The organism is Brevibacterium sp. LAARM2_SD2, from assembly GCF_057364785.1.
In genome coordinates this window covers 25,550-52,067 of the sequence record NZ_JBNFOM010000030.1, presented here as the reverse complement: position 1 = coordinate 52,067, position 26,518 = coordinate 25,550, and the positions used below count along the sequence as shown (strand labels likewise).

Annotated in this window: 25 protein-coding genes and 2 pseudogenes; 18 read left to right on the top strand and 9 right to left on the bottom strand. The window is 69.1% G+C overall.

Going from position 1 to position 26,518, the window contains the following annotated elements; translation table 11 throughout:
* Together AC2W7K_RS16070 and AC2W7K_RS16065 are read right to left on the bottom strand one after the other, a co-directional pair.
* The coding region (locus AC2W7K_RS16070) for an FAD-dependent oxidoreductase (RefSeq protein ID WP_486006394.1) at positions 1 to 849 on the bottom strand (849 nt) is incomplete at its 3' end.
* A gap of 106 nt (positions 850 to 955) precedes the next feature.
* Positions 956 to 1,051 (bottom strand): annotated as a pseudogene (locus AC2W7K_RS16065) (FAD-dependent oxidoreductase); the annotation flags it as partial.
* 189 nt (positions 1,052 to 1,240) lie between these two features.
* Between AC2W7K_RS16065 and AC2W7K_RS16060 the strand changes: the two are divergent.
* From AC2W7K_RS16060 to AC2W7K_RS16050, 3 genes are all read left to right on the top strand, one after another.
* On the top strand, positions 1,241 to 1,993 hold the full coding sequence (locus AC2W7K_RS16060; protein WP_249356767.1) for a GntR family transcriptional regulator: 753 nt from the start codon (positions 1,241 to 1,243) through the stop codon (positions 1,991 to 1,993).
* A 53-nt stretch (positions 1,994 to 2,046) separates the two neighbouring features.
* Positions 2,047 to 2,736, top strand: a complete 690-nt coding sequence (locus AC2W7K_RS16055) for a phosphonatase-like hydrolase (RefSeq protein WP_486006393.1) — start codon at positions 2,047 to 2,049, stop codon at positions 2,734 to 2,736.
* 395 nt (positions 2,737 to 3,131) lie between these two features.
* Positions 3,132 to 4,121: a hypothetical protein gene (locus tag AC2W7K_RS16050; RefSeq protein WP_376911293.1), complete on the top strand. Its 990-nt coding sequence runs from the start codon at positions 3,132 to 3,134 to the stop codon at positions 4,119 to 4,121.
* Between the two features lie 388 nt (positions 4,122 to 4,509).
* Here AC2W7K_RS16050 and AC2W7K_RS16045 read toward each other — a convergent pair whose 3' ends face one another.
* Both AC2W7K_RS16045 and coaA read right to left on the bottom strand, forming a co-directional pair.
* On the bottom strand, positions 4,510 to 6,372 hold the full coding sequence (locus AC2W7K_RS16045) for an ABC transporter ATP-binding protein (protein WP_198499397.1): 1,863 nt from the start codon (positions 6,370 to 6,372) through the stop codon (positions 4,510 to 4,512).
* A gap of 169 nt (positions 6,373 to 6,541) precedes the next feature.
* On the bottom strand, positions 6,542 to 7,579 hold the full coding sequence (gene coaA / locus AC2W7K_RS16040; protein WP_137827057.1) for a type I pantothenate kinase: 1,038 nt from the start codon (positions 7,577 to 7,579) through the stop codon (positions 6,542 to 6,544).
* Positions 7,580 to 7,845: 266 nt separating this feature from the next.
* Here coaA and glmS point away from each other — a divergent pair.
* The 3 genes and pseudogenes from glmS (at position 7,846) to AC2W7K_RS16025 (ending at position 11,823) form a co-directional block, all read left to right on the top strand.
* Positions 7,846 to 9,719: pseudogene (gene glmS / locus AC2W7K_RS16035) on the top strand (glutamine--fructose-6-phosphate transaminase (isomerizing)).
* A gap of 150 nt (positions 9,720 to 9,869) precedes the next feature.
* A complete protein-coding gene (locus tag AC2W7K_RS16030) occupies positions 9,870 to 10,292 on the top strand; it encodes a holo-ACP synthase (RefSeq protein WP_137827059.1) in 423 nt (140 codons plus the stop codon).
* 118 nt (positions 10,293 to 10,410) lie between these two features.
* Complete coding sequence (locus AC2W7K_RS16025; RefSeq protein WP_376870777.1) at positions 10,411 to 11,823, top strand: amidohydrolase; 1,413 nt, start codon at positions 10,411 to 10,413, stop codon at positions 11,821 to 11,823.
* Positions 11,824 to 11,875: 52 nt separating this feature from the next.
* Here AC2W7K_RS16025 and AC2W7K_RS16020 read toward each other — a convergent pair whose 3' ends face one another.
* The gene (locus AC2W7K_RS16020; RefSeq protein WP_376903998.1) at positions 11,876 to 12,835 is read right to left on the bottom strand and encodes a hypothetical protein; all 960 of its coding nucleotides are present in this window, start codon (positions 12,833 to 12,835) and stop codon (positions 11,876 to 11,878) included.
* A gap of 146 nt (positions 12,836 to 12,981) precedes the next feature.
* Here AC2W7K_RS16020 and AC2W7K_RS16015 point away from each other — a divergent pair, with 146 nt between their 5' ends.
* Genes AC2W7K_RS16015 through AC2W7K_RS15985 form a run of 7 tightly spaced genes read left to right on the top strand, consistent with a single transcriptional unit; the run spans position 12,982 to position 17,608 of the window.
* Positions 12,982 to 13,791, top strand: coding sequence for an NAD(P)H-hydrate epimerase (locus AC2W7K_RS16015; protein ID WP_486006392.1), 810 nt, complete (start codon positions 12,982 to 12,984; stop codon positions 13,789 to 13,791).
* Positions 13,749 to 14,501: an ADP-dependent NAD(P)H-hydrate dehydratase gene (locus tag AC2W7K_RS16010; RefSeq protein WP_486006391.1), complete on the top strand. Its 753-nt coding sequence runs from the start codon at positions 13,749 to 13,751 to the stop codon at positions 14,499 to 14,501. The genes AC2W7K_RS16015 and AC2W7K_RS16010 overlap by 43 nt, the downstream gene beginning before the upstream one ends.
* Positions 14,498 to 15,757 carry an alanine racemase gene (alr, locus tag AC2W7K_RS16005; RefSeq protein WP_376870786.1) on the top strand — a complete coding sequence of 420 codons (1,260 nt, stop codon included), beginning with the start codon at positions 14,498 to 14,500 and terminating at the stop codon, positions 15,755 to 15,757. The genes AC2W7K_RS16010 and alr overlap by 4 nt, the downstream gene beginning before the upstream one ends.
* Positions 15,754 to 16,386, top strand: a complete 633-nt coding sequence (tsaE, locus tag AC2W7K_RS16000) for a tRNA (adenosine(37)-N6)-threonylcarbamoyltransferase complex ATPase subunit type 1 TsaE (RefSeq protein ID WP_376870789.1) — start codon at positions 15,754 to 15,756, stop codon at positions 16,384 to 16,386. The genes alr and tsaE overlap by 4 nt, the downstream gene beginning before the upstream one ends.
* A gap of 12 nt (positions 16,387 to 16,398) precedes the next feature.
* Positions 16,399 to 16,872 (top strand): tRNA (adenosine(37)-N6)-threonylcarbamoyltransferase complex dimerization subunit type 1 TsaB, encoded by a 474-nt coding sequence (tsaB, locus tag AC2W7K_RS15995; RefSeq protein WP_486006390.1) that lies wholly within the window; start codon positions 16,399 to 16,401, stop codon positions 16,870 to 16,872.
* Complete coding sequence (locus AC2W7K_RS15990) at positions 16,800 to 17,111, top strand: hypothetical protein (protein ID WP_486006389.1); 312 nt, start codon at positions 16,800 to 16,802, stop codon at positions 17,109 to 17,111. Before tsaB ends, AC2W7K_RS15990 begins: the two co-directional genes overlap by 73 nt.
* An 8-nt stretch (positions 17,112 to 17,119) precedes the next feature.
* Positions 17,120 to 17,608 (top strand): GNAT family N-acetyltransferase, encoded by a 489-nt coding sequence (locus AC2W7K_RS15985; RefSeq protein ID WP_376870795.1) that lies wholly within the window; start codon positions 17,120 to 17,122, stop codon positions 17,606 to 17,608.
* Between the two features lie 43 nt (positions 17,609 to 17,651).
* Here AC2W7K_RS15985 and AC2W7K_RS15980 read toward each other — a convergent pair whose 3' ends face one another.
* Entirely contained in the window at positions 17,652 to 18,296 is a 645-nt protein-coding gene (locus tag AC2W7K_RS15980; RefSeq protein WP_376870798.1) for a biliverdin-producing heme oxygenase, read from the bottom strand.
* A gap of 130 nt (positions 18,297 to 18,426) precedes the next feature.
* Here AC2W7K_RS15980 and AC2W7K_RS15975 point away from each other — a divergent pair, with 130 nt between their 5' ends.
* The 4 genes from AC2W7K_RS15975 to AC2W7K_RS15960 are packed head-to-tail and all read left to right on the top strand — an operon-like array spanning position 18,427 to position 21,701.
* Positions 18,427 to 19,374: an aldo/keto reductase gene (locus AC2W7K_RS15975; protein WP_376911288.1), complete on the top strand. Its 948-nt coding sequence runs from the start codon at positions 18,427 to 18,429 to the stop codon at positions 19,372 to 19,374.
* Positions 19,371 to 20,036 carry an SRPBCC family protein gene (locus tag AC2W7K_RS15970; protein WP_376911286.1) on the top strand — a complete coding sequence of 222 codons (666 nt, stop codon included), beginning with the start codon at positions 19,371 to 19,373 and terminating at the stop codon, positions 20,034 to 20,036. Before AC2W7K_RS15975 ends, AC2W7K_RS15970 begins: the two co-directional genes overlap by 4 nt.
* A complete protein-coding gene (tsaD, locus tag AC2W7K_RS15965; RefSeq protein WP_376911285.1) occupies positions 20,033 to 21,112 on the top strand; it encodes a tRNA (adenosine(37)-N6)-threonylcarbamoyltransferase complex transferase subunit TsaD in 1,080 nt (359 codons plus the stop codon). The genes AC2W7K_RS15970 and tsaD overlap by 4 nt, the downstream gene beginning before the upstream one ends.
* Positions 21,099 to 21,701, top strand: a complete 603-nt coding sequence (locus AC2W7K_RS15960; RefSeq protein WP_376911284.1) for an NUDIX domain-containing protein — start codon at positions 21,099 to 21,101, stop codon at positions 21,699 to 21,701. Before tsaD ends, AC2W7K_RS15960 begins: the two co-directional genes overlap by 14 nt.
* Before the next feature lie 48 nt (positions 21,702 to 21,749).
* Here the strand turns inward: AC2W7K_RS15960 and AC2W7K_RS15955 are convergent, their stop codons facing one another.
* Entirely contained in the window at positions 21,750 to 22,877 is a 1,128-nt protein-coding gene (locus AC2W7K_RS15955; protein WP_376911283.1) for a glutamate--cysteine ligase, read from the bottom strand.
* A 127-nt stretch (positions 22,878 to 23,004) separates the two neighbouring features.
* Here AC2W7K_RS15955 and AC2W7K_RS15950 point away from each other — a divergent pair, with 127 nt between their 5' ends.
* Positions 23,005 to 24,636: a glycoside hydrolase family 3 N-terminal domain-containing protein gene (locus AC2W7K_RS15950; RefSeq protein WP_376911282.1), complete on the top strand. Its 1,632-nt coding sequence runs from the start codon at positions 23,005 to 23,007 to the stop codon at positions 24,634 to 24,636.
* 1 nt (position 24,637) lies between these two features.
* Here the strand turns inward: AC2W7K_RS15950 and AC2W7K_RS15945 are convergent, their stop codons facing one another.
* Both AC2W7K_RS15945 and AC2W7K_RS15940 read right to left on the bottom strand, forming a co-directional pair.
* Positions 24,638 to 25,684, bottom strand: a complete 1,047-nt coding sequence (locus AC2W7K_RS15945; RefSeq protein WP_198499383.1) for an ABC transporter substrate-binding protein — start codon at positions 25,682 to 25,684, stop codon at positions 24,638 to 24,640.
* A gap of 129 nt (positions 25,685 to 25,813) precedes the next feature.
* Positions 25,814 to 26,437, bottom strand: a complete 624-nt coding sequence (locus tag AC2W7K_RS15940) for a M15 family metallopeptidase (protein WP_198499382.1) — start codon at positions 26,435 to 26,437, stop codon at positions 25,814 to 25,816.
* Positions 26,438 to 26,518 lie beyond the last annotated feature (81 nt).

The window sequence follows — 26,518 nt, the reverse complement described above, 5'->3', positions numbered from 1 at the left end:
CGACCGTGGTCCGCTCGTCGACGGTCTCGACGATGAGCGGGCGGGACTCGCTCGAGGCGTACGACCCCTGCCAGCGTGGCGGATCGAGAACCCGGTGGGCTGATCGAGGACGGCGGCCGCCTCGGCGAGCAGGACCTCCGTCGTCGATTCGGGCAGGAACGGGTCGACGTTCTCCCCGTAGACGTGGGAGTCGCCGATGATGATCGTCCCGTCGGGCCGGGGGCCGAACATGACGTTCGCGCCGACCGCGAGGAGTTCGGGAGCGCTGCGGGCGACCTCGTCGCGGACCGCCTCGGCGGCGGGCATCGTGGAAAACGCGTCGTAGCGCAGCAGCGAGGTGCGGGAGAGGATCGCGGCGTCGGTGCGGATGTGCTCCGGGGTCGCGGCCAGGGTCATCGACAGCGCGCATTCGACGAGGCCCGCCTCGGCGGCGAGGTCGGGGAAGAGCGCAGGCAGCTGGTGGCCCGTGCAGACGATGACATGGTCGGCGGTGAACGTGCCCCGGTTGGTCTCGACGACGCCCTCGCCCACCCGACCGACCCGGACTCCGGTGCGGAGCTCGATCGCCGAGGCGGCCGCCAGGGTCTGCGCGATCCGCGGAGCCGCGGTGCGCGGGTCGACCCGGAGGTCGGCGGTGAGATGGGCGCCGCCGACGGCGCCGCGCAGGCGAGCGTGCGGGTCACCGGTGACGGCGGTCGCGAGTCGTTCGGGGGTGAGGAGGTCGATGGCGCCGGGCGCTTGGACAGTCGGGCCTGTTCGAGCACGGCCATCTGCGCGTGGGAGGTGGCGACGACGTACGCCCCGGTCTCCGCGGCCCAGAAGCCCGACTCCGCGGCCGCTGCGATCCACTGGTCGCGGCCGGCGGCGGCGAGCTCGGCGAACTCGTCGGTCTGTCCGGTGATGCAGGCATGTCCGAAGTTGCGCACCGAGGCACGCGCGGGGTGGTGTCGACGTCGAGGATCGTCACCGAATGCCCTCGCCGGGCAGCGGCCCGGGCGTGGGCGAGACCGACGATGCCGGCCCCGACGACGATGATGTGAGAATGGTTCATGCCTCGAGACTGCCGTGTCGGGAACGTCTGGGACAAGCCGATTCGAGGCATGTATATATAAGTTGTCGAGCCGTTCATATACGATCCCGCAGAGTCAGAATCTGTTCACCCGGCGTTCAAACGTGAGGCCGGTCGGGACGTGGGGAGTGGGTTAGGGTCGAACCTATGATGACAAGTTCTCGTTCACCTATGGAGCCGCGCACCGCGCTGCATCGGGTCATCGGCGACGAACTCCGCGCGCGGATCACCGACGGCCGCCTGCCGATCGGAGCCGCGGTCCCGAGCGAAGCCGAGCTGTGCCGTGAGTTCTCCGTCTCCCGCGGTCCGGTGCGCCAGGCGCTGTCGGCGCTGCGGGCCGAGGGGATCATCGCCGGCGGGCAGGGAGCGGTCGCGCATGTCGTCGGCTCGATCCCGACGCAGTCGATGACGAGCTTCCTCTCGTTCTCGGAGTGGGCGCATTCGACGAACCGGACCCCGGGCCAGCGCACGGTCGAACTCGCCAAGCGTGCGGCGAATCAGGACGTCGCGCTCAACCTCGGCGTCCCGGTCGGAGAGCTCGTCGTCGAGATCATCCGCCTCCGCCTCCTCGACGAGGTGCCCGTCATGGTCGAGCGCACGGCGTTCACCCTCGACGCGGGACGCCACCTCTTCGACTTCGACACCGACAGCGGGTCGATCTTCGCCCACCTCAAGGCCAACGACGTCGAGCTCGTCGCCGCCCGGCACACCTTCGACGCGATCGGCGCAGGTGAGGTCGACGCCGAACTTCTCGACGTCCCCGTAGGCTCGCCGCTGCTGCGCGAACGGCGCATCACCTCGACCGGCTCGGGCGTGCCCGTCGAGTACTCCGACGACCACTATCTGCCCGACCAGGTCACCTTCACGATCAACAACACCGCAGGGGCGGCGAACTCCGTCGTCCGCCTCATTCCCGACACCTGACACCGCACTCAGCTCATTCCCGACACCTGACACCGCATTCAAGGAGCACACCCATGACCACCATCGAACTCGCCGTCTTCGACATGGCCGGCACCACCCTGAACGAACACGGCGACGTCTACCGCGCACTGCGCCAGAGCGTCGAGGAGAACGGCGTCGAGGTCACCGACGAGAACCTCCAGACGTGGATGGGTGCCGACAAAGTCGAAGCGATCCGCAGCCTGCTCCGCCTCGGCGGGCACGCCGGCGACGAGGCGACGGTGGCGGCCTCGTTCGACCGCTTCCGCGCGCTGCTCCGCGACTTCTACGCAGCGACCCCGCCTGAGCCGCTGCCCGGGATCCCCGAGGCGCTCGCCGAACTCCGCAGCAACGGCGTCAAGGTGGCGCTGACGACGGGATTCTCGACCGATGTCGCCGGACCTCTGCTCGAGGGACTCGGCTGGGCGACGGGGGAGGGCGGCAACCTCGACGCGGTCGTCTGCTCCGACGAGGTCGCCGCCGGACGCCCCTACCCGTACATGATCCAGCGGGCGATGGAGCGCACCGGCACGAAGGACGTGGCCACGGTGCTCGTCGCCGGTGACACCGTCGTCGACGTCGAGGCCGGAGCCGCCGCCGGTGCCGGTGTCGTCCTCGGTGTCGAGACCGGCAAGCTCACCGCCGCGGACTTCGCGGCGCAGGACGGGGCTCAGTCCCTGCCCTCGGTAGCCGAGATCCCGCAGTACCTCGGCCTCCGCGACTGAGTTGTGGGCGGCAGCGCGGGGCCGCAACCCTGCGCACCGCAGCCCGCCCGGGCTCACCGCGTGGGGCCGTCCGCGCCGCAACTCGGCCGGGCTTCGCGCGTGGGGCCGTCTGTGCCGCACACCGCCTCCCGGTGCCTTCAGCTCGTTCAACAGTTGGCGCGAAAAAAGTGGCCTTTGGGGACCGCTTTTTCGCGCCAGCTGTTGAACGAGGCAGTGCGGGCTCGGCAAAGCGTTGATATTCACGCGAAGTGTTGAGCGACAGCCCGCAATCTCTCCCGCTTCCGGCCCTGAGAATTGCGCGACCTGTGCACTCAAGTGACAAGTTATCCACAGATTGATCCAGAGGTATTGTCACAGTGCTGTCTTTTGATCACTCTTGATGCATGTTCATATGCATGAGCGCTGCGGAGCTGAGGACGGCGGGCCTGAGCGAGTACGACATTCTCAGAGCCGAGAAGTGCTGCCTGCGGCGCGTCCGCCGCGGGATCTACGTCGTCACCAAGTCCTGTGCGGTGAATGCTCATCGGTTCGTCTCGAACGTCGCTGCGGATGACGCCACCGACCTCCCTCGGGAGAAGGAAGGGCAGCTCAAACGCAACGAAGATCTGCGCATCATGGTCCGGTCGTACGTCGGCAAGCTTCTGCCGCACGCGGTGTTCTCCCACCGCAGTGCGCTCATCATCCACGGACTCGCCGTCCCCTACATCGAGCATGAGCGTGATGTGTTCGCCGAGTCAGTCCATCAACGGTGTGGTCTGCGCAGGCCGTCGATGCAGGTGAGGCGCCGCTCGCTCGACGAGCGAGACATCGTCAGTGTCGATGGGATTCCGGTCACCTCAGTTCTCCGCACTCTATTCGACCTCGCGCGGGACTATCCGCTTGCCCTCGCTGTCGCTGCGATCGACGACGCTCTGCATCGATCGGTCATCACCGAGGCGCAGCTCCAGACCTACGTCGCCGACCATCCCGTGCGCACCCGGCAGCGACGGATCGACACAGTGATGGAGAACGTCGACGGGCGTCGCGAATCGGTGGGCGAGTCGATCAGCGCTGTCCGCTTCGTCGAGTTCTCCGTGCCGGGGCTCGAACCGCAGGTCGTCATCGTCGACGAGAACGGCTGCTTCGTCGCGCGCACCGACTTCGCGAACAAGCGGGCCAAGGTGATCGCCGAGTTCGATGGTGCTGTGAAATACCACCTCAAAGGTGTGGACCCGAAGAAGGCATTCGAGCAGGAGCGGCGCAGAGAGTACGCCCTCCGCAATCTCGGATACGAGGTATTTCGACTGACGTGGCAGGACCTCTTCGCCGCGACCCAGTTTCTCCGAATCAAAGCGGCGATCGAACGACGGACGCCACCGCGGCCTGCTCGCTCAATCACAGGCTGAGTGCCGGTGGAGCCGCCGATTGCTCCCTCGGCGCGGCTCATTCAACAGGTAACGCGAAAATGTGGTCTCCAAAGGCCACATTTTCGCGCTAACTGTTGAGCGTGGGAGTTCGGGCTCGGCGAAGCGTTGATATTCACGCGAAGTGTTGAGCGACAGCGTGCCTCGCAGCCTGCCCGGGCTCCCCGCAGCGGCTTATACACTCAACCGCAGGCTGAGTGACGCCTGTGCTCTGCTCATTCAACAGATAACGCGAAAATGTGGTCTCCAAAGGCCACATTTTCGCGCTAACTGTTGAGCGAGGGAGTTCGGATTCGGGAAAGCGTTGATATTCACGCTAACTGTTGAGCGACACCCGCACCGCGACCCGCCCGGGCTCCCCGCCCGGGCCTCAGCTTGCGGAGAACTGCGTCGCGTAGAGCTCCGCGTAGCGGCCGCCGCGGGAGAGCAGCTCGGAGTGCGAGCCGGATTCGACGATGCGACCGTCTTCGACGACGAGGATCGTGTCGGCCTGCCGGATCGTCGAGAGCCGGTGGGCGATGACGAGCGCGGTGCGCCCCGACATCGCCTGCGTCAGCGCCTGCTGCACGGCCGCCTCGTTGGTCGAATCGAGCGCCGAGGTGGCCTCGTCGAGGACGACGATCTCCGGGGCCGCGAGCAGCATCCGCGCGATCGTCAGGCGCTGGCGCTCGCCGCCGGAGAGCCGGTAGCCGCGCTCGCCGACGACCGTGTCGAGGCCGTCGGGCAGGCTCGCGATGACGGTGTGCAGCTGCGCCCGGTCGAGAGCGTCGGCGAGTTCCGCCTCGGTGGCATCGGGCTTCGCGAGCAGCAGGTTCGAGCGGATCGACTCGTGGAAGACGTGACCGTCCTGGGTGACGACCCCGACGGTGCGGCGCAGCGTCTCGGCGGAGAGCTCGCGGACATCGACGCCGCCGATCGTGATCGCTCCCTTCGTCACGTCGTAGAGGCGCGGCAGGAGAGAGGCGATCGTCGACTTGCCGGCTCCCGAGGACCCGACGAGGGCGACGGTGTGCCCGGCCGGGATCGTGAAGTCGAGGTCGTGGAGGACCTCCTGCCCGCCGCGGGAGTCGAGGACGGAGACGTCCTCGAGGCTCGCGAGGCTGACCTGCTGTGCGCTCGGGTACGCGAAGCTGACATCGTCGAATCGGATGTCGAGCCCGGTCGCCGGCAGCTCCTTGGGCTGGGTCGGCTGCTTGATGAAGGGCACGAGGTCGAGGATCTCGAAGACCCGCTGGAAGCTGACGACCGCGCTCATGATGTCGAGTCGGGCGTTCGCGAGCATCGTCAGCGGCGTGTAGAGCCGGGTGAGCAGGAGCGCGAGGGTGACGACCTGACCGGCGTTGAGATTGCCGAGGACGGCCTGGGCGCCGCCGATGCCGTAGACGAGAGCGAGGGCGAGGGCGGAGACGAGGGTGAGCGAGGAGACGAACGTCGACTGGAGCATCGCGACCTTGACGCCGATGTCGCGGACCTGACCGGCACGATCGGCGAACTCGCGGTTCTCCGTGGCCGGATTTCCGAAGAGCTTGATGAGCGTGGCACCCCCGGCGGAGAACCGCTCGGTCATCCGCGTCGACATGTCCGCGCTGTTCTCCGCGGCCTGGAACTGCAGGGACGCGAGCTTCCCGCTGAGCAGCCTGGTGGGAATGATGAAGAGCGGGAGCAGGAGGATCGACAGGGCGGTGACCTGCCAGGAGATCGTCACCATCACGCCGACGGTGAGGATGAGCGAGACGATGTTCGACACGATCCCCGACAGGGTGTTCGAGAACGCCCGTTGCGCACCGATGACATCGGTGTTGAGGCGGGAGACGAGTGCGCCGGTGCGGGTGCGGTTGAAGAACGCGATCGGCATCGACTGCACGTGCTCGTAGACGGCCGTGCGCAGGTCGAAGATGAGGCCCTCGCCGATCTGCGAGGACAGGTAGCGGTTGGAGATGCTGATCGCGGCATCGGCGATCGCCAGGGCACCGATGGCCACGGCGATCCACACGACCGTGGCGACGGGGCCGCCCCCGGTGATCGCATTGACGACGTCACCGGCGAGGACGGGGTTGAGCACGCCGATGATCGCCGATCCGACGGAGAGGGTGAGGAAGACGGCGAGCTTCTTCTTGTGCCGTTTGGCGAAGCCGACGATCCGCCGGTAGGTGCCCGGCTGGATCTTCGTGTCCGGGGTGCGCTTGTTCTTCACCGAGGTGTACATCAGTCGGTGGGCTGACTGCATGCTCATCGTGGCCTCATTTCCTCTTCTCGCCCCTCGGCGTCGCGTGCTCGTGATCGCGCAGCGGCCCGGGCGAAGGCGCATCGCCTCCTCGGAGATCTCGAACTGTGCACCCTGTGCAACTATTTGCGCGGCGATTCTATTTCCGAGATCCGCAGGAGATGCCGCACCGAGGCGGTCAGAGCTTGCGCAGCTGCACCTTGCGGATCGTGTGGTCGGCGGACTTGTGGAGGACGAGGTCGGCGCGGCCGCGGCTGGGCAGGACGTTCTCCCGCAGGTTGGGGAAGTTGATCGAGTCCCAGATCTCCGTCGCCAGCGTCACCGCCTCGTCGTCGCTGAGCTTCGAGTACCGGTGGAAGTAGGAGTCGGGGTCCTGGAACGCGCCGTGCTTGAGCTTGAGGAAGCGGGAGACGTACCACTCGCGGATGTCGCGGGAACGGGCATCGACGTAGACGGTGAAGTCGAAGTAGTCGCTCGTCGACAGGCCCACGGTGCCGTCGGGGCGGGGTCGGGCCGGCTGGAGGACGTTGAGGCCCTCGACGATGAGGACATCGGGGGAGCGGACGACCACCTCGGCGCCGGGAACGATGTCGTACGTGTGGTGGGAGTACACGGGCGCGCGGACCTCGGGGGCACCGGACTTCACGGCCGAGAGGAACCGGAGGAGCCTGCGACGATCGTACGACTCGGGGAAGCCCTTGCGTCCGCCCAGGTGACGGCGTTCGAGTTCGGCATTGGGGTAGAGGAAGCCGTCGGTGGTGATGAGCTCGACGCGCGGGGTGTCGGGCCACCGGGCGAGGAGCTCGCGGAGCACGCGCGCCGTCGTCGACTTGCCGACCGCGACCGACCCGGCGACGCCGATGACGAACGGGGTGCGCTTGGCGTCCTGCGGTTCGAGCCCGAGCTCGTGGAGGGGGGAGAAGAACTCCCGCGTCATCTGGTGCTTGCCCTGCCGGGCGGAGACGTAGAGGTTGAGCAGGCGGGAGAGCGGCAGGTAGACCTGAGCCACCTCGTCGAGGTCGATGCGATCGCCGAGGCCTCGCAGCCGCTCGATGTCGCGCTGGGTCAGCGGCAGCGGCGTCGACTGCGCGAGCTTCCCCCACACCTCCCGGTCGAACTCCCAGAACGGCGAGCTCGGCTGGTCCTCGATCTTCTTCGCGGTGTTGAGTCCGGCGAGGCGGCGCGCACGGTCCAGCTGGGGGTCGACATGAGGCATGGGGACAATTGTGTCATGCGTCATGTGAGGTGCCGTGCGCACCCGGTCACCGGCAGCGTCCTCGCCGAGGTGGGGCAGCGGTCGTCACGGCCGTGCGGTGGGTCGGTCGCCTCGGCGCAGTGCCTCCGTTCACGCCCGCGTCGTGCCCCTGGTCACGCCCGCGCAGTGGGGCCGGTCACGGCCGCGCAGTGGGGCCGGTCACCTCGGCGGGAGAGCGGGGGACCCGGTGAGCGGTGGGCTTGACGCGGCCCAGTAAAATTCTGCTCATGTGTGGAATCGTAGGTTATGTCTCCAGTGCGCCGGTCGCCGATGTCGACCATACTGCGCTCGACGTTGTGCTCGCCGGTCTCAAACGGCTCGAATACCGAGGATATGACTCCGCTGGAGTCGCCCTCGTCACCCCCGATGGCGAACTCGCCACGGCGAAGAAGGCAGGCAAGCTCTCCAACCTGACCGATGACCTCGAAGCGAACGAGCTGCCGCTCGCGCAGACGGGCATCGGCCACACCCGGTGGGCGACCCACGGCGGACCGACCGACGTCAATGCCCACCCCCATGTCGCCGACGGAGGGCGCCTCGCGCTCATCCACAACGGCATCATCGAGAACTTCGCGCAGCTCAAGGCTCCGCTCGTCGCCGAGGGCTTCGAGTTCACCTCGGAGACCGACACCGAGGTGGCCGCCGCGCAGCTCGCGAAGAACTACCGCGCCACCGGTGACCTCACCGCCGCGATGCGCGAGACCGCGCAGCAGCTCGAGGGCGCGTTCACCCTGCTCGCCGTCCACGCCGACCTGCCCGGCACCGTCGTCGCCGCGCGCCGCAACTCGCCGCTGGTCATCGGCCTCGGCGAAGGGGAGAACTTCCTCGGCTCCGACGTCGCCGCATTCATCGACTACACGCGCACAGCCGTGGAGATCGGCCAGGACGAGGTCGTGACGATCACGCCCGACTCGGTCGTCATCACCGACTCGCCGGCAAGGTCGTGCCCGGTGAGCAGTTCGAGGTCGACTGGGACACCGCCTCGGCGGAGAAGGGCGGATTCTCCTCCTTCATGGACAAGGAGATCCACGATCAGCCGCAGGCCGTCGGCGACACCCTGCTCGGGCGCTTCGACACCGACGGCAAGCTCTCGCTCGACGAGATGAACATCGACGAGGCCGTGCTCAAGACGATCGACAAGATCGTCGTCGTCGCGTGCGGCACCGCCGCCTACGCCGGTCAGGTCGCGAAGTACGCGATCGAGCACTGGTGCCGGATCCCCGTCGAGGTCGAACTCGCCCACGAGTTCCGTTACCGGGACCCCGTCGTCAACGAGAAGACGCTCATCGTCGCGATCTCCCAGTCGGGCGAGACGATGGACACGATCATGGCCGTCCGCCACGCCCGCCAGCAGGGTGCCAAGGTCATCGCGATCTGCAACACCTTCGGCTCGACGATCCCGCGCGAATCCGACGCCGTGCTCTACACGCACGCCGGTCCGGAGATCGCCGTGGCCTCGACGAAGGCGTTCCTCTCGCAGGTCGTCGCCTGCTACCTGCTCGGCCTCTACCTCGCGCAGCTGCGCGGGAACAAGTTCCGCGACGAGATCTCGCTCATCCTCAAGGAGCTGCAGACGATCCCGGAGAAGATCCAGCGGATCCTCGACGAGGGCAAGGACCAGGTCCTCGAGCTCGCGCGGCGCAACGAGGATGTCGGCTCGGTGCTCTTCCTCGGCCGCCACGTCGGCTACCCGGTCGCGATGGAGGGTGCGCTCAAGCTCAAGGAGCTCGCCTACATCCACGCCGAGGGCTTCGCCGCCGGTGAGCTCAAGCACGGCCCGATCGCGCTCATCGACGACGGCCAGCTCGTCATCATCGTCGTGCCGTCGAAGCGCGGCCGCGACTCGCTCCACGCGAAGGTGATCTCGAACATCCAGGAGGTCCGCGCCCGCGGTGCGAACACCGTGGTCATCGCCGAGGAGGGTGACGAGGAGGTGCGCGAGTTCGCATCCGAGGTCATCTACGTCCCGGAGACGACGACGCTCATGGCGCCGCTGCTGACCACCGTGCCGCTGCAGATCTTCGCGATGGAGCTCGCGACGGCGAAGGGACTCGACGTCGACCAGCCCCGCAACCTCGCGAAGTCCGTCACCGTCGAATGACGCACCCTCGAGCCCGGGCCGCGCATGATGCGGCCCGGGCTCGAGTCTCACACTGACCGGGCGCACGCTGACCAGTCGCATGGCACGCATCCGAGTCGCACTGGAGAACGTCGGACCGGAGAACTGTCACTCTGGAGAACAGGGGAGGCCATGGCCATTCTGGGAATCGGCACCGACATCGCCGATGTGCCGCGCTTCGCCGAGCACATCGAACGCGTGCCGGAACTCCTCGACCGCCTCCTCACCCCTGCCGAACAGCTCAAGCGCAACGGGAAGCGCCGCACGGACGCGTCCCTGGCGGCGCGGTTCTCCGCGAAGGAGGCGCTGAAGAAGGCGATCGGGTTCCCCGGCTGGCTGCCATGGCAGTCCGCCGAGGTGGTCCCCGCCCGATCCGGTGCCCCCTCGTTCCGTCTGCGCGGGCTCGTTCTCGAGCACTTCCGCCTCATCGGCGGCACGAACCTCCACCTGTCGATCACCCACGACGCGAACGTGACGATGACCTTCGTCATCGCCGAGGGTGAGGGGCCCTCACTCAGCCCCGGCGTCGAGTGGGACGCGAACCACTTCGGGTAGACGCCGGCCGGTGCGACCGAATCGAGGTCGCAAAGTGTCGATTTCGGACTCGCACATCGACACTCTGCGTCCGGAAAATCGTCTCGGAGCTCGCCGTGGGCAGGAATAGACTCATCCCATGACCTCCGCCGCCGACCCCCGCGACCCCGAATCCCCTGCGTCCGCCACCGAGGCCGACTCCGCCGACCCCTCCTCCGCTGAATCCGCCGCGTCCACCACCTCGGCGGCTCCCTCCGACACCCCCGCGACCGCCACCGCGGAGCCCCTCCCGGACACCACCTCGGCGGCGCACCCCGGCACCACTGCGGCAGGCCTCCCCACCCCCGCTGACGCCGCGGCCATCGCCGGGGACCTCGTCGCCCTGCGCCGGGCCCTCCACGCGAATCCGGAGGTCGGCCTCGACCTGCCCGCGACGCAGGCCCTCGTCAGGGACGCCATCGCCGATCTCGACGTCGAGCTCACCGCGGGCCACGCGCTGTCCTCCCTCGTCGCCGTCCTCCGCGGCGGCAAGCGCACCGCGGACTCGACCGGCGTCGTGCCCGCGGTCCTCCTCCGCGGTGACATGGATGCCCTCCCCATCACCGAGGCGACCGGCTTCGACTTCGCCGCGACGAACGGGAACATGCACGCGTGCGGCCATGACCTCCACACCGCCGGACTCGTCGGGGCGCTGCGCCTCCTCCACGACAAGCGCGCCGAGCTGCCCGGCGACGTCGTCATCATGTTCCAGCCCGGCGAGGAGGGCTACGACGGTGCCGGGTGGATGCTCGACGAAGGCGTCCTCGACGCGGCCGGACCGCGGGTCAAAGCCGCCTACGGCATCCACGTCTCCGCTGATCAGGACCTCGGCGTCGGCTCCTCCCGGCGAGGGTCGTACATGGCCGCGTTCGCGAAGATGACGATCACCGTCCGCGGGCTGGGCACGCACGCGTCCCGCCCGGCCAGCGGTCGCGACCCCATCGAGGTCGGGGCGATGCTCGTCGGCCAGCTCCAGGAGTACGTCACCCGCCGCTTCGACATCTTCGACCCCATCGTCGTCACCGTCGGCCAGTTCAACGGCGGCACCGCCCCCAACGTCATCCCCGACTTCGCCACCCTCGTCGTCAGCGTGCGCACGTTCTCCGACGAGGTGACGACCCGCGCCGAGGCGGAGCTGCCCCATCTCGTCACCACGCTCGTCGCCGCGCACGGGCTCGAAGCCGAGGTCGACTACGAGCGGATCCTCCCGCCGACGATCAACGACGACGCCGAGGCGGACTTCTTCCTCGCGACCTTCGCCGACCTCTTCGGCGCCGACCGCACCGTCACCAGGGCGAACCCGCTGCCGGGGTCCGAGGACTTCTCCCGTGTGCTCGCCGAGGTGCCCGGCGCCTACGGGCACTTCGGCGTCGCCCTGCCCACCCTGCCCGTCGCCGAGCGCGAAGCCAACCACTCACCGCGGGCCCGGCACAGCGACGAGGGCCTGGCTGACCAGGCGCTCTTCCTCGCCCACCTCGCCGGGCGGAAGCTCAAGCAGCTGGCGGGGGAGTGAGTTGATCCGTGTCGACCGAATCTGGTTTCCGGGAATCTGCCAGACACGCCCGTCAGGATCTGCGAGGATTTTCCGCAGAGCGGGCGGGCGTTTGACGCGTCGCAAAGATTGTTCGCAATTCCTGACCGCCGATCACTGAGCGGTCCGCGATCTCCAGTGTCAGTGCATTCACCTCGTCTGCGTGGGCAGCGAGGATTTCCGTTGCCTGGTCGCTGGCCACTCGAAGATAGTTCTCCACAGTGCCCTCGGCCGTGAAGCCCTGCGGGGTTCGTCCCCGTGCCACGAGTTTGAGAGCGATCTTCTCCGCTTGCTCGAAATCGCCACCGTCGCCGTGGGCGGACAACGCTGAGTGTCTCTGTGCTGCGATTCCGGATACCGCTATGCGAAGGTCCTGCCAGAGTTCATCGACTGGGTCGATGGGAGGAAAGGCCGGGTAGAACGAGGTTTCGCCTTCGAACTCACCATCTTCATCCCAGATCGCGGCCATTCGGGGACAGCGACCCAAGGCCATTCCGACTGCGACATGTGAGGCTTCATGTCGCGCGACTTCGTGCTCGCTCTCAGCGTTAAACCACTCGCCCCAGCGCTGTGCGGCGAGGCGGATCAACGTCTCCGGGCTGTCCTCAGGGTCTGCTTGGTCAATGATCCATAACGCGAAGTCATCGTCCCCGTCATATTTGTCGGTGAGCTGCCTCCATACCTTCTTGCGCGCAGCGGGGACGAGATCGCTATGGGCGTAGGGCGAAGTGGAATGCGGCTCATCATCGTCAAGGTCACCATCGGCGAACTCAGGACGACAGAGCAACCCGGCAATGAACCCTGAGAGCGCGACGACAGCGACCGCTCCGAGAATCACAACGAGGACAGCAGCAGCACCGGTCTCGTCCGGGTTGTTCTCGTCGAAGAGGCTGAGCACGCCCATGCTGGCGGCAATCCACAGGAGGAGGGGGATAGTGGTGACGAGCAGGACGAAAGACCAAGGAAAGGAGTGGGGAGTGAGAGATCGGGGCATTCCGCAATTATCCCTGAGCTGTCCCAGTCTGAATCCGATTCCGAGGGTGATCACCTTCTCAAATTCAGCGTTGCACGGGCTTAGACTCGTGTCGTCGGGCGTGCGTTGTCGGTGACTTTGCCGTCTGCAGTCAGAAGGAGCATTCGATGAGCACGTTCGCGTATCCGAGTCAGGTGATCAGGGACGCCGAGGCGCCTCTCCTCGAGGCAGGCGTCCCGCTCATGGCTCGGGCCGCCGGTGCCCTCGCACGGTATGCCGCGCAGACCCTGCGCTCCGCGCGCGGACAGATCGCCGGAGCGCGGGTGTGCGTGCTCGCCGGACCCGGCAACAACGCCGGCGACGCGCTCTTCGCCGCCGCCGCACTGGCCCGCCGCGGTGCCCTCGTCGATGTCATCACCCTCTTAGACCGCACCCATGCCGAGGGACTGACCGCCGCACAGCGCGCGGGAGCCGCTGTCCTCGCCGCCGGTGAGCCCGCCCATGCCGAAGCGCTCACCGCACTCGATCGCGCCGACCTCGTCCTCGACGGCATCCTCGGCACGGGCGGCCGCCGCGGGCTGCCGGGCCCCGTCACCGCGCTCATCCGCAACTGGCGGGCCGGCGACCCGACCGGCGCTGTCATCGCCGTCGACGTCCCCTCCGACCTCGACACCTCTGCCGACTCCGCACCCGACGCCCGCATCCACGCCGATGCCACGCTGACGTTCGGCGGACTCAAGGCCGGCCTCGTCGACCCCCGGGCCGCCGCCTTCACCGGGGCCGTCGACGTCGTCGACATCGGGCTCGATCTCGACCCCGCCGAGGCGGTCGCCGAGGTCCTCGACATCGGCGACCTCATCGCCGAGTTCCCCCGCCCCGTCGCCGCCGATCACAAGTACTCCCGCGGGTCCTCGGCGTCGTCGCGGGGTCCGCGATGTACCCGGGCGCGGGCGTGCTCACCTCGGGTGCGGCGGTGAACACCGCGGCCGGGATGGTCCGCTACCTCGGCGACGGGGAGGTCGGGGACCGGATCCTCGACCGGCACGCCGAGGTGGTCCTCGCCGCCGGTCGCATCGACGCCCTCGTCGTCGGATCAGGGGATCCCGAGCAGGGGTTCGTCGAGGCCGCACTCGGCGCGATCGCCGAGACTACGGTGCCGCTCGTCCTCGACGCCGGAGCCCTCGACCTCGTCGGACACGACGAGCCCGATGCGAACCGACCGGTCGTTCTCACCCCGCACGCGGGTGAGCTCTCCCGCCTGCTCAGCCGCCTCCTCGGCGAGATCATCACCTCCCGCCGGGTCGCGGCGGACCCCCTCCACTGGGCGCGGAAGGCCGCCGCGGTGACCGGGCACGTCGTCCTCCTCAAGGGCGCGCAGACGGTCATCGCCTGTCCCGACGGCTTCGCGGTGCTCCCGTCGCCGGGGCCGGCGAGCCTCGCGACGGCCGGGTCCGGCGACGTCCTCACCGGCATCATCGGCACCCTGCTCGCCGCGGCCCAGGCACGGCGGCGGACCCGTGGCGAGGACGGACCGCTGCCTGCGCGCGCCGCCGCGCACACGGCCGGCCTCGGCGTGCTGCTCCACAATGCGGCCGGGGAGCTGTCGATCAACGCCGAACAGCTCGTCACCGCGACCGGCACGGTGACGACCGCCCTCGTCCACGGGGACGGTATCCTTGTCCAGTGACTTCTCGCGAATCCCAGGGCTCTGTCGTCAGAGCTGAGATCGATGCGGCCGCCCTGCGCGCCAATGCCGCCGTCCTCGCTGCGGGAATCGCGCCGGCCAGACTCAAATGCGTCGTCAAGGCCAACGCCTACGGGCACGGCGTCGACATCGTCGCGACGGCCCTCCACGCCGCCGGACACCGCGAGTTCTGCGTCGCCACCCTCGACGAGGCGCTGCATCTGCGCGGTCTCCTCGGTCCCGACGCGGACATCATGGCCTGGCTCTACGGTCCCGAATCCGACCTCGACGGACCCCTGCACGCCGACATCGCCCTCGGTGTGTCCACACTCGGGGCCCTCGACCGGATCCTCGAGGCGACCGAGCGGACGGGCACGACCGCGCGGATCCACCTCAAGATCGACAGCGGGCTCGGGCGCAACGGTCTGACGCCCGACGATGTCGCCGCCGTGCTCGCGAAGCTCAGGGCTTGTGCCGCCGCGGACCGTCCCCGCCTCGTCGTCGCCGGGGTCATGAGCCACTTCGCCGTCGCCGACGAACCCGACCGCCCCGAAACCGCGCAGCAGCAGCAGGTCTTCGACACCGTGCGCGACGACCTCGTCGCCGTCCTCGAGGCCGCCGGCGGTCGCCTCGGCGAAGTCGACGAACTCGACATCCACATCGCGAACTCCCCGGCCGCACTCACCCTGCGGCCCGTGCCCGGCACCGCGGCCCGGGTCGGGCTCGCCCTCTACGGGCTCTCCCCGCTCGAGGACCGGTCGGCGCGGGATCTCGGCCTCACCCCGGTCATGCGCCTCGTCTCGGAGGTCGTCAACCTCAAGGACATCCCCGCAGGTCACGGGGCCTCCTACGGGCTGACGTACACCGCGGAGACCGACACGCGATTCGCCCTCGTGCCCGGAGGGTACGGCGATGGGCTGCCGCGGTCGGCGTCGAACCGCGCAGCGGTGACGATCCGCGGGCGGCGCTTCCCCGTCATCGGGCGCATCGCCATGGATCAGTTCATCGTCGACGTCGGCGACGCCGAGGTGGCTGTCGGCGATGAGGTCGTCATCTTCGGTCCCGACGGCCCGAGCGCCGACGAGTGGGGGGCGTGGGCGGACACGATCAACTACGAGATCGTCACGCGCATCAGCGCCCGCGTCGACCGCCTCGGCGTCGACGTCACCCGTGCCGATGTCGACGTCGACGGCAGCGGAGTCGACGTCGACGGCAGCGGAGTCGACATCGTCACCGGCGGGCGTGAGGGGGCGCCATGAGGATCCGCGTCACCTCCCTGGAGCGGATGCGCACCCTCGCCGAGGCGGTCGCCGAGCAGCTGCGCGCCGGTGACCTGCTCATCCTCACCGGCGATCTCGGGGCGGGGAAGACGACGTTCACGCAGTCCCTCGGCGCCGGCCTCGGGGTCGCGGGGCGGATCACCTCGCCGACGTTCGTCATCGCGCGGGAGCACCCGTCGACCCACGGCGGGCCTGCGCTCGTCCACGTCGATGCCTACCGCCTCGGTGCCGCCGAGGAGCTCTCCGACCTCGACCTCGACTCGGAGCTCGAGGAGTCGGTGACCGTCGTCGAGTGGGGCGAGGGACTGGCCGAGCAGCTGAGCGCCGACTACCTCGATCTCACGATCACCCATCCCGGCACCGCCGAGGCGGGCGACCCTGATTCGTTGGACGCCGGGGCGGGCAGCACTGACTCAAGCGACGCCGAGGCGACCGGCGACTTCGACCTCGACGATCCCGCCGATGACGACTACCTCGTCGACGAGAACCGCACCGTCGACATCGTCGGCCACGGGCCCGGGTGGGAGAGCCGCCTCGGCGGTCTCGCCACGGCGATCCGCACCGCCGGATTCGACGTCGCCGATGGTCCCGGGGACGATGGGTCGTAAGGAGGACCACGCATGATCATTCTCGGCATCGACACCTCTCAGGCCGCCTCGGTGGCGCTCATCGACACCGAATCGGGGGAGGTGCTCGCGGCGGAACAGGCCGATGACCAGCGCCGACACGTCGAGTTCATCGGACCGGCGCTCGAGCGCGTGCTCGCCCACCCCGCGGCGCCCGACCTCGTCGTCACCGGCACCGGCCCGGGGCCGTTCACCGGTCTGCGGGTCGGCATCGCCGCGGGCATCGCGGTCGGTCTCGCGCGCGGGATCCCCGTCCACGGCCTCCATTCGCAGGCGGCGATCGCCGAGGAGTTCCGCCGCCTGAACACGCCTCCTGATGCTCCGGGCACGCCGGCGGTGACTCGGGACTCGTCCTCATCGCCGGGGACGCGCGCCGCAAGGAGGTCTACGCGAGCGTGTACTCGCCCGCCGCCGATCTCGTCGCCGGCCCGCTCGTCGCGAAACCCGCCGACCTCGCCGTGGAGCTGACCGCCCACGGCGTTGATGACGCGGCGATCGGCGAGCGTCTCGGGCGCGGCTTCGCCCTCTACTCCGACCTCCTCGGCGCCTCGACCCGACCCGACATCGTCGACCCCAGGGCCGAGTTCCTCGCCTTCGCCGCCGCCCGTGAGCTCGCGGCGGGGCGAGAGCTCGGCGAACCGGTCCCCGAGTACCTCCGCGAACCCGATGCCGCGGCGACGCCCGTGCGCCAGAGCACGCTCAAGTAGCCGCGCCCGTGCAGATCGCCGACCTCCCGTGGTGGGACCTCGCCGAGGTGGCCGAGGCCGATGCGCGCATCTTCGGCCCCACCGCCTGGACCGTCCAGTACTACTGGGCGGTGCGGGCCCAACCGGGCACGGCGATGTTCGCCGCGCGTCTCCCGGAGGTCGGGGAGGACGAGGCGGTGACCGGTGGGCCTCCCGATCATGCGTCTTCTGGGGTGCTCGCGGGCTGGGTGGTCATGTCGGCGATCGGTGCGGAAGCCGATGTCATGACGATCGCGACCACCGAGGCGGCCCGCGGACACGGGGTCGGCCGCAGTCTCCTCACCGCCGGGCTCGACTGGGCTGCCCGCCAGGGTGCCGAGATCGTCCACCTCGAGGTCGCCGACGGCAATGACGCGGCGCTCGGCCTCTATCGGTCGCTCGGCTTCGAGGAATGGGGAAGGCGCCCCGACTACTATCCGGGCGCCGACGCGATCCTCATGCGCCGCAGCCTGCGCTAGCGACGTCGCCTCGAGCGAATGAGCCCGCGGCCTGACGCGGGTCTTACGCGACCGGGGCGGACCGGTCACTGAGCTCGGAGAGCAGCGCCCCGTTGAGGTCGAAAGCCCGCAGCGTCTCGGCGATGACGGCCTCCTCGTCGCCGCCGGTCGCCGCGACCTCGTCGAGACGACCGCGATAGGCGTCCTTGTACGGCTTCCCCTTGCCGAGCGCGGTGAAGTCCCACATCGTCAGCGCCTCCTCGGGAAGCCCGTAATGCCTGCCCATGAGGGTGCCTATCGCCTGCCCGCCGGAGAGATCGCCGAGGTAGCGGGTGTAATGGTGCGCGATCATCTGCTCGGGGGTGCCGAGGGCGGCGAGATGATCGGCATAGGCCTGCGCACTCGTCGTCACCGCGATCCCGGAGACGTCGATGCCGTCGACGCGATCGAGGGCGGCGAGGTCGGCGCTGATCCGCGCGGAGCGCTCTAGCCGGGGGTCGTGGAACGGGGCGAACACGGGAGAGGCGGCGAAGTCACGGGCCCGTGCCTCGAGGGCTGCGTAGATGACCTCGTACTGCCTGAGCAGTGTCGCGTACGCAGCCGCATCGAGCCGGCCCTCCATGAGCTCGACCATGAAGTCCGTGTGCTCGACCTCGTCGTGGATCGTCGCCGTGCTGCCCTTGAGACGAGCGGAGAACGGGTCGGTCATGGCTGCTCCTCTGATGTCGCCGGGTGGACAGAGTCTATCGCGGCAGGCTCCGTGACCGCTGGGTTCGCACCCCCTCCATCCTCAACCCGACCTGAGGACGGAGAACCGCCTCGGCGAGTAGGGTGGAGACATGACACGAGTGCAACTGGCAGACACGAATCTCATGGTTCACCCCCTGCAGCTGGGCGGCAATCCGTTCGGGTGGGGCGCTGATCGGGACGAGAGCTTCGCCGTCCTCGATGCCTACGCCGAGGCGGGGGGTAATTTCATCGACACCGCCGATGCCTACTCGGTCTGGGTCGAGGGCAACTCGGGTGGGGAGTCGGAGACGATCATCGGCGAATGGATGGCCGCCCGCGGCAACCGCGACGAGATGGTCATCGCGACGAAGGTCGGGATGCTCCCGAAGCAGAAGGGGCTCGACCCGGTCAACATCCGCGAGGCCCTCGATGCCTCACTGCGTCGGCTCGGCACCGACCGCGTCGACCTCTACTACGCGCACATCGATGATGAGAAGGTCGACCAGGTCGCCGTCGCGGAGACGTTCGACGCGCTCGTCCGCTCGGGCAAGGTCAGCTACCTCGGTGCCTCGAACTTCTCCCTCGACCGGCTGAAGTCGGCGATGAAGATCAGCGAGAAGTACTCGCTCGCGCACTACCGGGTCGTTCAGGACAAGTTCAACCTCGTCTCCCGGGGCGCCGTCGATGCCGACAAGCAGGAGTACCTCCGCAGCCGCGGCATCGCCGAACTGCCCTACCACTCGCTGGCCTCGGGCTTCCTCACCGGCAAGCACACCGGCGGTGACGCCACCGGCAGCGTCCGCGGCGAACGGGTCGGAGACCTCCTCGAGGACCAGAACGCCCTCCGCGCCCTCGAAGTCCTCCACGACGTCGCCGCCTCCCACGATGCGTCGATGACCGCGACGGCGATCGCCTGGCAGCTCAGCCATGACTTCATTCCCTCGACGATCGCCTCGGCGCGGGTGCCCGAGCAGCTCACCGAGCTCCTCGCCGGCACCGAGCTCACCCTCACCGATGCCGAGATCGCGCAGCTTGACGACGCGTGGGCCGACGCATGATCGCGCCCGATCCGCGCCTTGTGACCTGGGAGAACGGCACCGACCTCGTCATCGAGCTGCCGCTGACGGTGACGCCTGCGGCGGCGTGGGCACGCCTGACCGACGGGGAGCGCGCCGGTGACTGGTTCGCTCCCTTCACCGTCGACGGCGACTCCGTGTCCTTCGACCTCGGCGTCTCCGAACTCGGGCAGACCGAACTCGTCGGGGAGATCCTCAGCTGCGAGGACGAGGAGCACGTCCTCGTCGAGTTCGTCGAATTCGGCGTCCTCGGCATCCAGCTGCTGCCCGTCGCGGTCGATGCCGCCGCGTCTGCCGACCCGTCGCTGGGTCCGGAGGCGGCGACCGTGGCTGCCGCGGATGAGACCGACGGCACCGTCCTCGTGTTCACCCAGTCGGCCACCGACGCCGAGGCGGCCCGCCAGAAGGCCGCCGACTTCGGTCCGATGTGGGACACGCACCTGCGGATGTTCGCCCGCAGCCTCGGCGTCGAGGCGCCCGAGGTCGACGACGACGATCTGCTGCGCACCTACGCCGACCTCGAACTCGAGGTCGATGACGCCGCTGAGGACGACCTCGGCGATCCGGATCTCGACGATCTCGGGACCGCTGAACCGGAGGACGCCCGCGTCGGCGAGCCGCACCGCGGTACGGAGAGCCGATGAGCGACCCCCTCGTCCTCGGCATCGAATCCTCGTGCGACGAGACCGGGGTGGGCATCGTGCGCGGGCGCACGCTGCTGACGAACACGGTGTCGTCGTCGATGGACGACCACGTCCGGTTCGGCGGTGTCGTCCCCGAGGTCGCCTCCCGCGCCCACGTCCAGGCGATCGGTCCCGCGATCGTCGCCGCGTGCGATGAGGCCGGGGTCGCCCTCGGCGATCTCGACGCGATCGCGGTGACCGCAGGACCCGGACTGTCCGGGGCGCTCATGGTCGGCGTGGGCGCCGCGAAGGGTCTGGCCACGGCGCTCGGGCTGCCGCTCTACGGCGTCAACCATCTCGCCGCCCACGTCGCCGTCGACCTCGTCGCCGACGACATCGACGGTCTGCGGACGCCGACGATCGCCCTGCTCGTCTCGGGCGGGCACACGGAGATCCTCCGCATCGGCGACATCGTCGACGACATCGAGCTCCTCGGGGCGACGATCGACGATGCCGCCGGTGAGGCGTTCGACAAGACCGCTCGGCTGCTCGGGCTCAGCTACCCCGGGGGCCCGAACATCTCGAAGGCCGCGCTCGGTCTCCTCGACGGCACGGGTGTGCCCGGTGACCGCACGGCAGTGCGGTTCCCGCGCGGGCTCGCGAAGAAGGACGATCTGCGCGATCCCGAGCGTCGGTTCAACTTCTCCTTCTCCGGGCTCAAGACTGCTGCCCTGCGTGAGGTGACGAAGGCTGAGGCACTCGGCAGCGACCTGAGGGTGGCCGACATCGCCGCCGGGTTCGAAGACGCCGTCGTCGACGTCCTCGTGACGAAGACCCTACTCGCCGCCTCTGACACGGGTATCGACCACGTCGTCCTCGGGGGAGGGGTGGCGGCGAATGCGCACCTGCGCGAGGTGCTGACCGCCCGCTGCGCCGAGGCGGGCGTGACCCTGCGGGTGCCGCCGCTCAGCCTCTGCACCGACAACGGCGCGATGGTCGCCGCACTCGGTGCGGAGCTCGTCGCCCGCGGTGCCGCCCCGAGCGATCTCGGCCTGGCCGCGGTCTCGTCGTTGGATGTCGATGATGTCCTCGTCTGACGAGACCCGACGGTCCGACGAGGCCTCGGAGGCTGACACGACCCGAGCGACACCGCCGGGGAAAGCCGCAGGCGAGGCCTCCTCGCCCGCCCGGTCCGAGCGCCTGCCCGACTCCCTGCCGCCTCGGCGCTCGGGTGACGGGTGGACCGTCGGCTCCGACGGAGAGAAGCACTGGGGTCTCAACGGCGCGGCCGGACTCATGCTCATCGACCCCGATCGCGGAGTGCTCATGCAGCACCGGGCGCTGTGGTCGGTGGCCGGCGGCACGTGGGGGTTCCCCGGCGGGGCCCGCGACATGGGGGAGTCGGCGATCGATGCCGCGATCCGCGAATCCCATGAGGAGGCGGGCGTGCCCGATCCCGACGGCAACGACTTCACGATCGTCGACTGCCATGTCCTCAACCTCGGCACATGGTCGTACACGACGGTCATCGCGAAGACCCTGCGGCACCTCGAGCCGGTGATCAACGATCCTGAGAGCATCGAGCTGCGCTGGGTGCCGCTCGACGAACTCCGCGACCTCGACCTCCACCCGGGGGTGGAGGCGAGCCTGCCGGAACTCGAGGAGCTCCTCGCCCCGCACCTCTAGGCAGCCCGCACCTCTAGGCAGCCCCGGCCCGCGAGCCGGACCCGCGCCTCACACGTACGAGGTGCGCAGATCCCGGATGAGCGAGCGGGTCACCTCGGTGAGCGATCCGGTCGTGTGGAACACGTCCTGCAGGCGCTGGTAGGGCACCCCGCGCGCCATGAGATCGCTGATCGAGGCGAGCTCGCGCGCGCATCCGAGCCTCTCGGCCACCGGCGCCAGACGGACGAGCTCGTCGGCGATGCACTCGGTGACGAGCCGCTCATCGGCTTGCGCGTTCTCGATGATGATCGCGTCCATCCCGTACCGCGCCGCCCGCCACTTGTTCTCGTCGTGGAACCAGTCGGGCATCGTCGGCAGGGTCTCACCGGCGTCGAGGCGGGCGGAGAAGTCGTCGATGAGGCACTGGATGAACGCGGTCACCGCGGTGATCTCCTCGAGCGTCGGCAGCCCGTCGCACACCCGCACCTCGACGGTGCCCCAGTTCGGCGCCGGCCGGATGTCCCAGCGGATCTCGTTGAGATGGTCGATGATGCCGGTCGTGAGCATGTCGTCGACGTACTTCTCATACGCCGCCCACGAATCGAACTGGAACGGCAGACCGGCCGTCGGCAGCTGCTGGAACATCATCGCCCGATTCGATGCATACCCGGTGTCCGTCCCGCCCCAGAACGGGGAGGAGGCGCTGAGCGCCTGCAGGTGGGGGACGTAGGCGAGGAGCGCGTTGATGATCGGCAGGACCTTGTCGCGCGAATCGACGCCGACGTGGACGTGGACGCCGAAGATCAGCATGTTCCGACCCCACCACTGCGTGCGGTCGACGAGTTCGAGGTATCGGTCCTTCGCCCGCACCTCCTGAGTCTGCCACTGGGCGAACGGGTGGGTGCCCGCCGACATCAGCTCGATGCCGCGATCCTCCGTCAGCGTCCGCAGCGCGCCCATCGACGTCGCGAGGTCCTCGGCGACACCGGAGACCGTCGTCTGCACATCGGTGACGAGCTCGATCGTGTTCGTCAGCATCTCGCCGACGATCCGCTTCTCGAATGCGGGTGCGCGGTCGGCGACATCGGCCAGCAGGCTCTCCGCTGCGGGGGTGAGATCGAGACTCTCCCCGTCGAGGAGAGCCAGTTCCCATTCGACACCGAGGGTGGAACGGGGTGAACGTGCGAAATCGACCATGGATCGATCATAGTGGCGCGCGTCCCCGACTCGAGACGCCGTCTTGCCCACACGGGCATGAGATCGGTCTCCCACCCGGGCGCCGAGCGCGCGGACCTGGTTCAGGTGCGCCCACTAGCATGGGAGCATGCCAACACGTCTCACCCTCACGGCACTGACCGCGGCACTCACCCTTGTTCTCGCCGGCTGTTCCGGCGGCAGCGCGGGGGAGTCGGATCCGACGACTGATCCCTCGAGCGCCGAGGCGGGGGCGAGCTCGGCCGCCCCCGCGAGTGCGCCCACGAGCGCGCCCCCGGCACAGCCTGAGGACTTCGCCGACGAGGCCGCCGAGATCGTCGACTCCTTCTCCGACGAGCAGCTCGCCGGGTCCCTCATCATCGGCACCTGGGCCGGTGCCGGCTCCCAGGGTGCGGTCGACATGGTCAGGCAGAACAGCCTCGGCGGGGTCATCGTCATGGCCGACAATCTCACGGAGACCCCCACGGCCGACGAGGTGAGCGCCCTGACCAAGGACATCGCCGGTGCGCGGACACAGGGCCAGCCGGTGTCGATCGGCGTCGATCAGGAAGGCGGCCCGGTCTCGCGCCTGAGCACCGCGGCGCTGCCGTTCCCGCCGCTCATGGCGCTCGCCGCCACCGGCGATGGGCAGCTGACGACGACGGCGACGACGGTGCAGGCGCGCAATCTCACCGACCTCGGCTTCACGATCGACTTCGCCCCCGACTCCGATGTCACGGTCGGACCCGAGGACGTCGCGATCAACGTGCGCTCGGCCGGCGGCGATCCGAAGGCCGTCGCCGAGGTGGTCGCCCAGGCCGTCGACGGCTACGAAGCGGGCGGGGTCGCGAGCTCCGCGAAGCACTTCCCCGGCCACGGACGCCTCACCGTCGACTCGCACGAGAGCCTGCCGGTGTCGGAGAAGTCGATCGACGAGCTCGAGAGCACGGACCTGCTGCCCTTCAAGTCCGCGGTCGAGGCTGGGGTGCCGCTCGTGATGATGGGCCACATCGGTCTGCCGGACGCGAAGACGACCCCGGCGAGCCTCAACCCGGACGCCTACGCGGCGATGCGGGACAAGCTCGGCTTCGACGGGGTCGCGATCACCGATGCGCTCAACATGGAGGCCGTGCCCCAGAACGAGAACGGCGGGGAGACCGTGACCGCGCTCAAGGCCGGCGCCGACCTCGCGCTCATGCCCCCGGACGCCGCAGCCGCACAGAAGGCGATCGTCGCGGCGCTGGGGGATGGGACGCTGGCGAAGGACGACCTCGTCGAGAAGTCCCGCCGGGTCGTTGCGATGCAGCTGGCCACCGCGGAGACGCAGAAGGGCATCGCCGGGTCAGACGCTGGCAATGGCGCCGAGGATCCCGAGGCCGTGCTCACCGAGGTCGCCGAGAAGTCGTTGACCGTGCTCAAGGGCGACTGCGAGTTCGCGGGCACCGAGTCGATCTCGATCGTCGGCGGCAGCGAGAAGGAGAAGGCCGCTCTGGGCAAGGCGGCCGAGTCCGCGGGGTTGACCGTCGGCTCCGGTGGGACGACGGTGAGTCTGAGTCCGAAGACCTCCGCCGAGGTGGCCGTCGGCACCGCTGCCCCGTGGACCATGCGCAGCACCACGGCGAAGACCGCGGTGACCGCCTACGATTCCAATCCCTACGCGCTCGAGGCGGTCGCGAAGTGGCTCAAGGGCGACCTCACCGCCACGGGATCGCTGCCGGTCGAGTACGACGGCAGCGACGCGGCGCCGTCGTGCAGCGGGTGAGTCAGTCGAGCTGCTTGCCGTATGCGGCGGCGATGTCGTCGAGGACGGTGTTCAGCGCGAGGTAGCCCTGCCCGCGCATCCACGCCTCGAAGTCGACGGTGTGGACGTTGCCGGCCTCGACGGCGGGGATGGCCTGCCAGATCGGTGAGGCCGCGACCTCATCGACGACGCCCTCCTCGGTGCTGTAGACGAAGATGTGGTCGCCGAGGCTGCCCGGCAGCAGCTCGAGGCTCGTCTCGACATAGCCGCCCTCGCCGACGCTCGCGCCCTCGGCCGGCGGAGCGAACGTCAGCCCGGCGTCGGTCATCGCAACCCCGGCGTTCGTCTCCTCCATCATCACGCGCACCTCGTCGGGCCGCAGGCGCACCTGCGAGACCGGCTTGGCCGCTTCGGGATCGTCGGCGAGCTGCGCCTTGAGGTCGGCAGCGCGGGACTCGTAGGCCCGGGCGGCCTCATCCATCTCCGCGGTGCGGTCGAGAGCGGCCCCGACCTGGGCGGCAAGGCCCTTGGGGTCCTGCTCGCCGACGACGACGGGCACCGTCGGTGCGATGTCGGAGTACTCGTCGAACATCGTGTCATCGAGGCCGGCACCGCCCGAGGCGTTCATGAGGATGAGGTCGGGTTCGAGCGCGGCCACGGACTCGAGGTCGATCTCCTCGTCGGAGTCCCCGATGCGCGTGACCGAGTCGTCGTCGAGGCCGACGTAGTCGGGCAGACCCGCGAACGACATCGGCGAGCCGACGGGCGTGACTCCGGCTGCGACGCTCGAGTCGAGGAGCGCCGTCGACGTGACGACGACCCGTTCATAGTCGGTCGGGGCCTCGAAGGTGCCGAGCTCGGTCTCCACGGAGTAGGTGTTCGCCGAGGCGGCCCCCGCTGTCTCCGCGTCGGTGCCGCACCCGCTGAGGACACTGACCGTGAGCACGGCGGCCGACAGCGCGAGGCTGCCGCGCACGGCTGAGAGCCGGCCCGATCGCGTCGGGCAACGGCGGGCGCTGTCGAGGCGGGAGCCGGTGGACAGGGAGCCGGATGGCAGGGTCTCGGGCACGGAGCAGTCCTCTTTCGTCCTCAGGGAATCGGCGTGCAAGATTAGCCTAGCCTCAGCTGCGGGACGGATGGCCCTGCGCATCGATGAATGAGACGAGCCGCACACCCTGCCCCTCACCGCACCGCGGAATCACCGCATCCGGGGGTCCTCGGTGGGGTCGGCGTACTGCTGCGGGCAGCCGTCGGTCTGCGCTTCCGGCCGGAGCTCGTAGTGCCACGCCTCGTTGCCGTAGATCTGGCACAGCCCGAAGTCGGCGCCGTGCTGGGAGAGCCAGCTCGAGGCGTCCATCGGGCCGATGTCGACGGCGTCTCCGGACACGTGCGGTGAGGTCTCGGGGGTGGCGACCCACCGTGCGGCTTCGGCCTTCGACCCGTAGGTGGAGACGGCGTCGTCGAGCAGACCGGCCTGGTAGGCCGCCGATCGCCACCCGCTGTTGACGGTGAACGTCACGCCGTCGAGGCGCGCGGACTCGGCGGCCGCGGTCACCGCTGTGCGCAGATCGGCGTCGAGCCCGGAGATGCCCGGCAGTTCGGTGTCGGTGATGCGGGCGTCGTCGGGCAGGGCGCCGTTGTCGGTGTCGCGAACGTTCGCGTCGATCGACGCCCCGACTCCCGACTCGCCGGTCGGGGACTCCGCCTGCACTGCGCAGCCGGCGAGGGCGGCGATGAGCAGGACGGCGAGTCCGACGGCCACGGCGAGGACGCCGAGGCGGTCGGTGGTTGTCGGGACGGATGCTGCGGTTCTCGTGGTCATGCCTTCAGTCAACGCCGTCGCCTGTTGCCGGAGCGTATGCGGAAATCGATATGTCCGCGATACATCCGGGCCGATACGCTG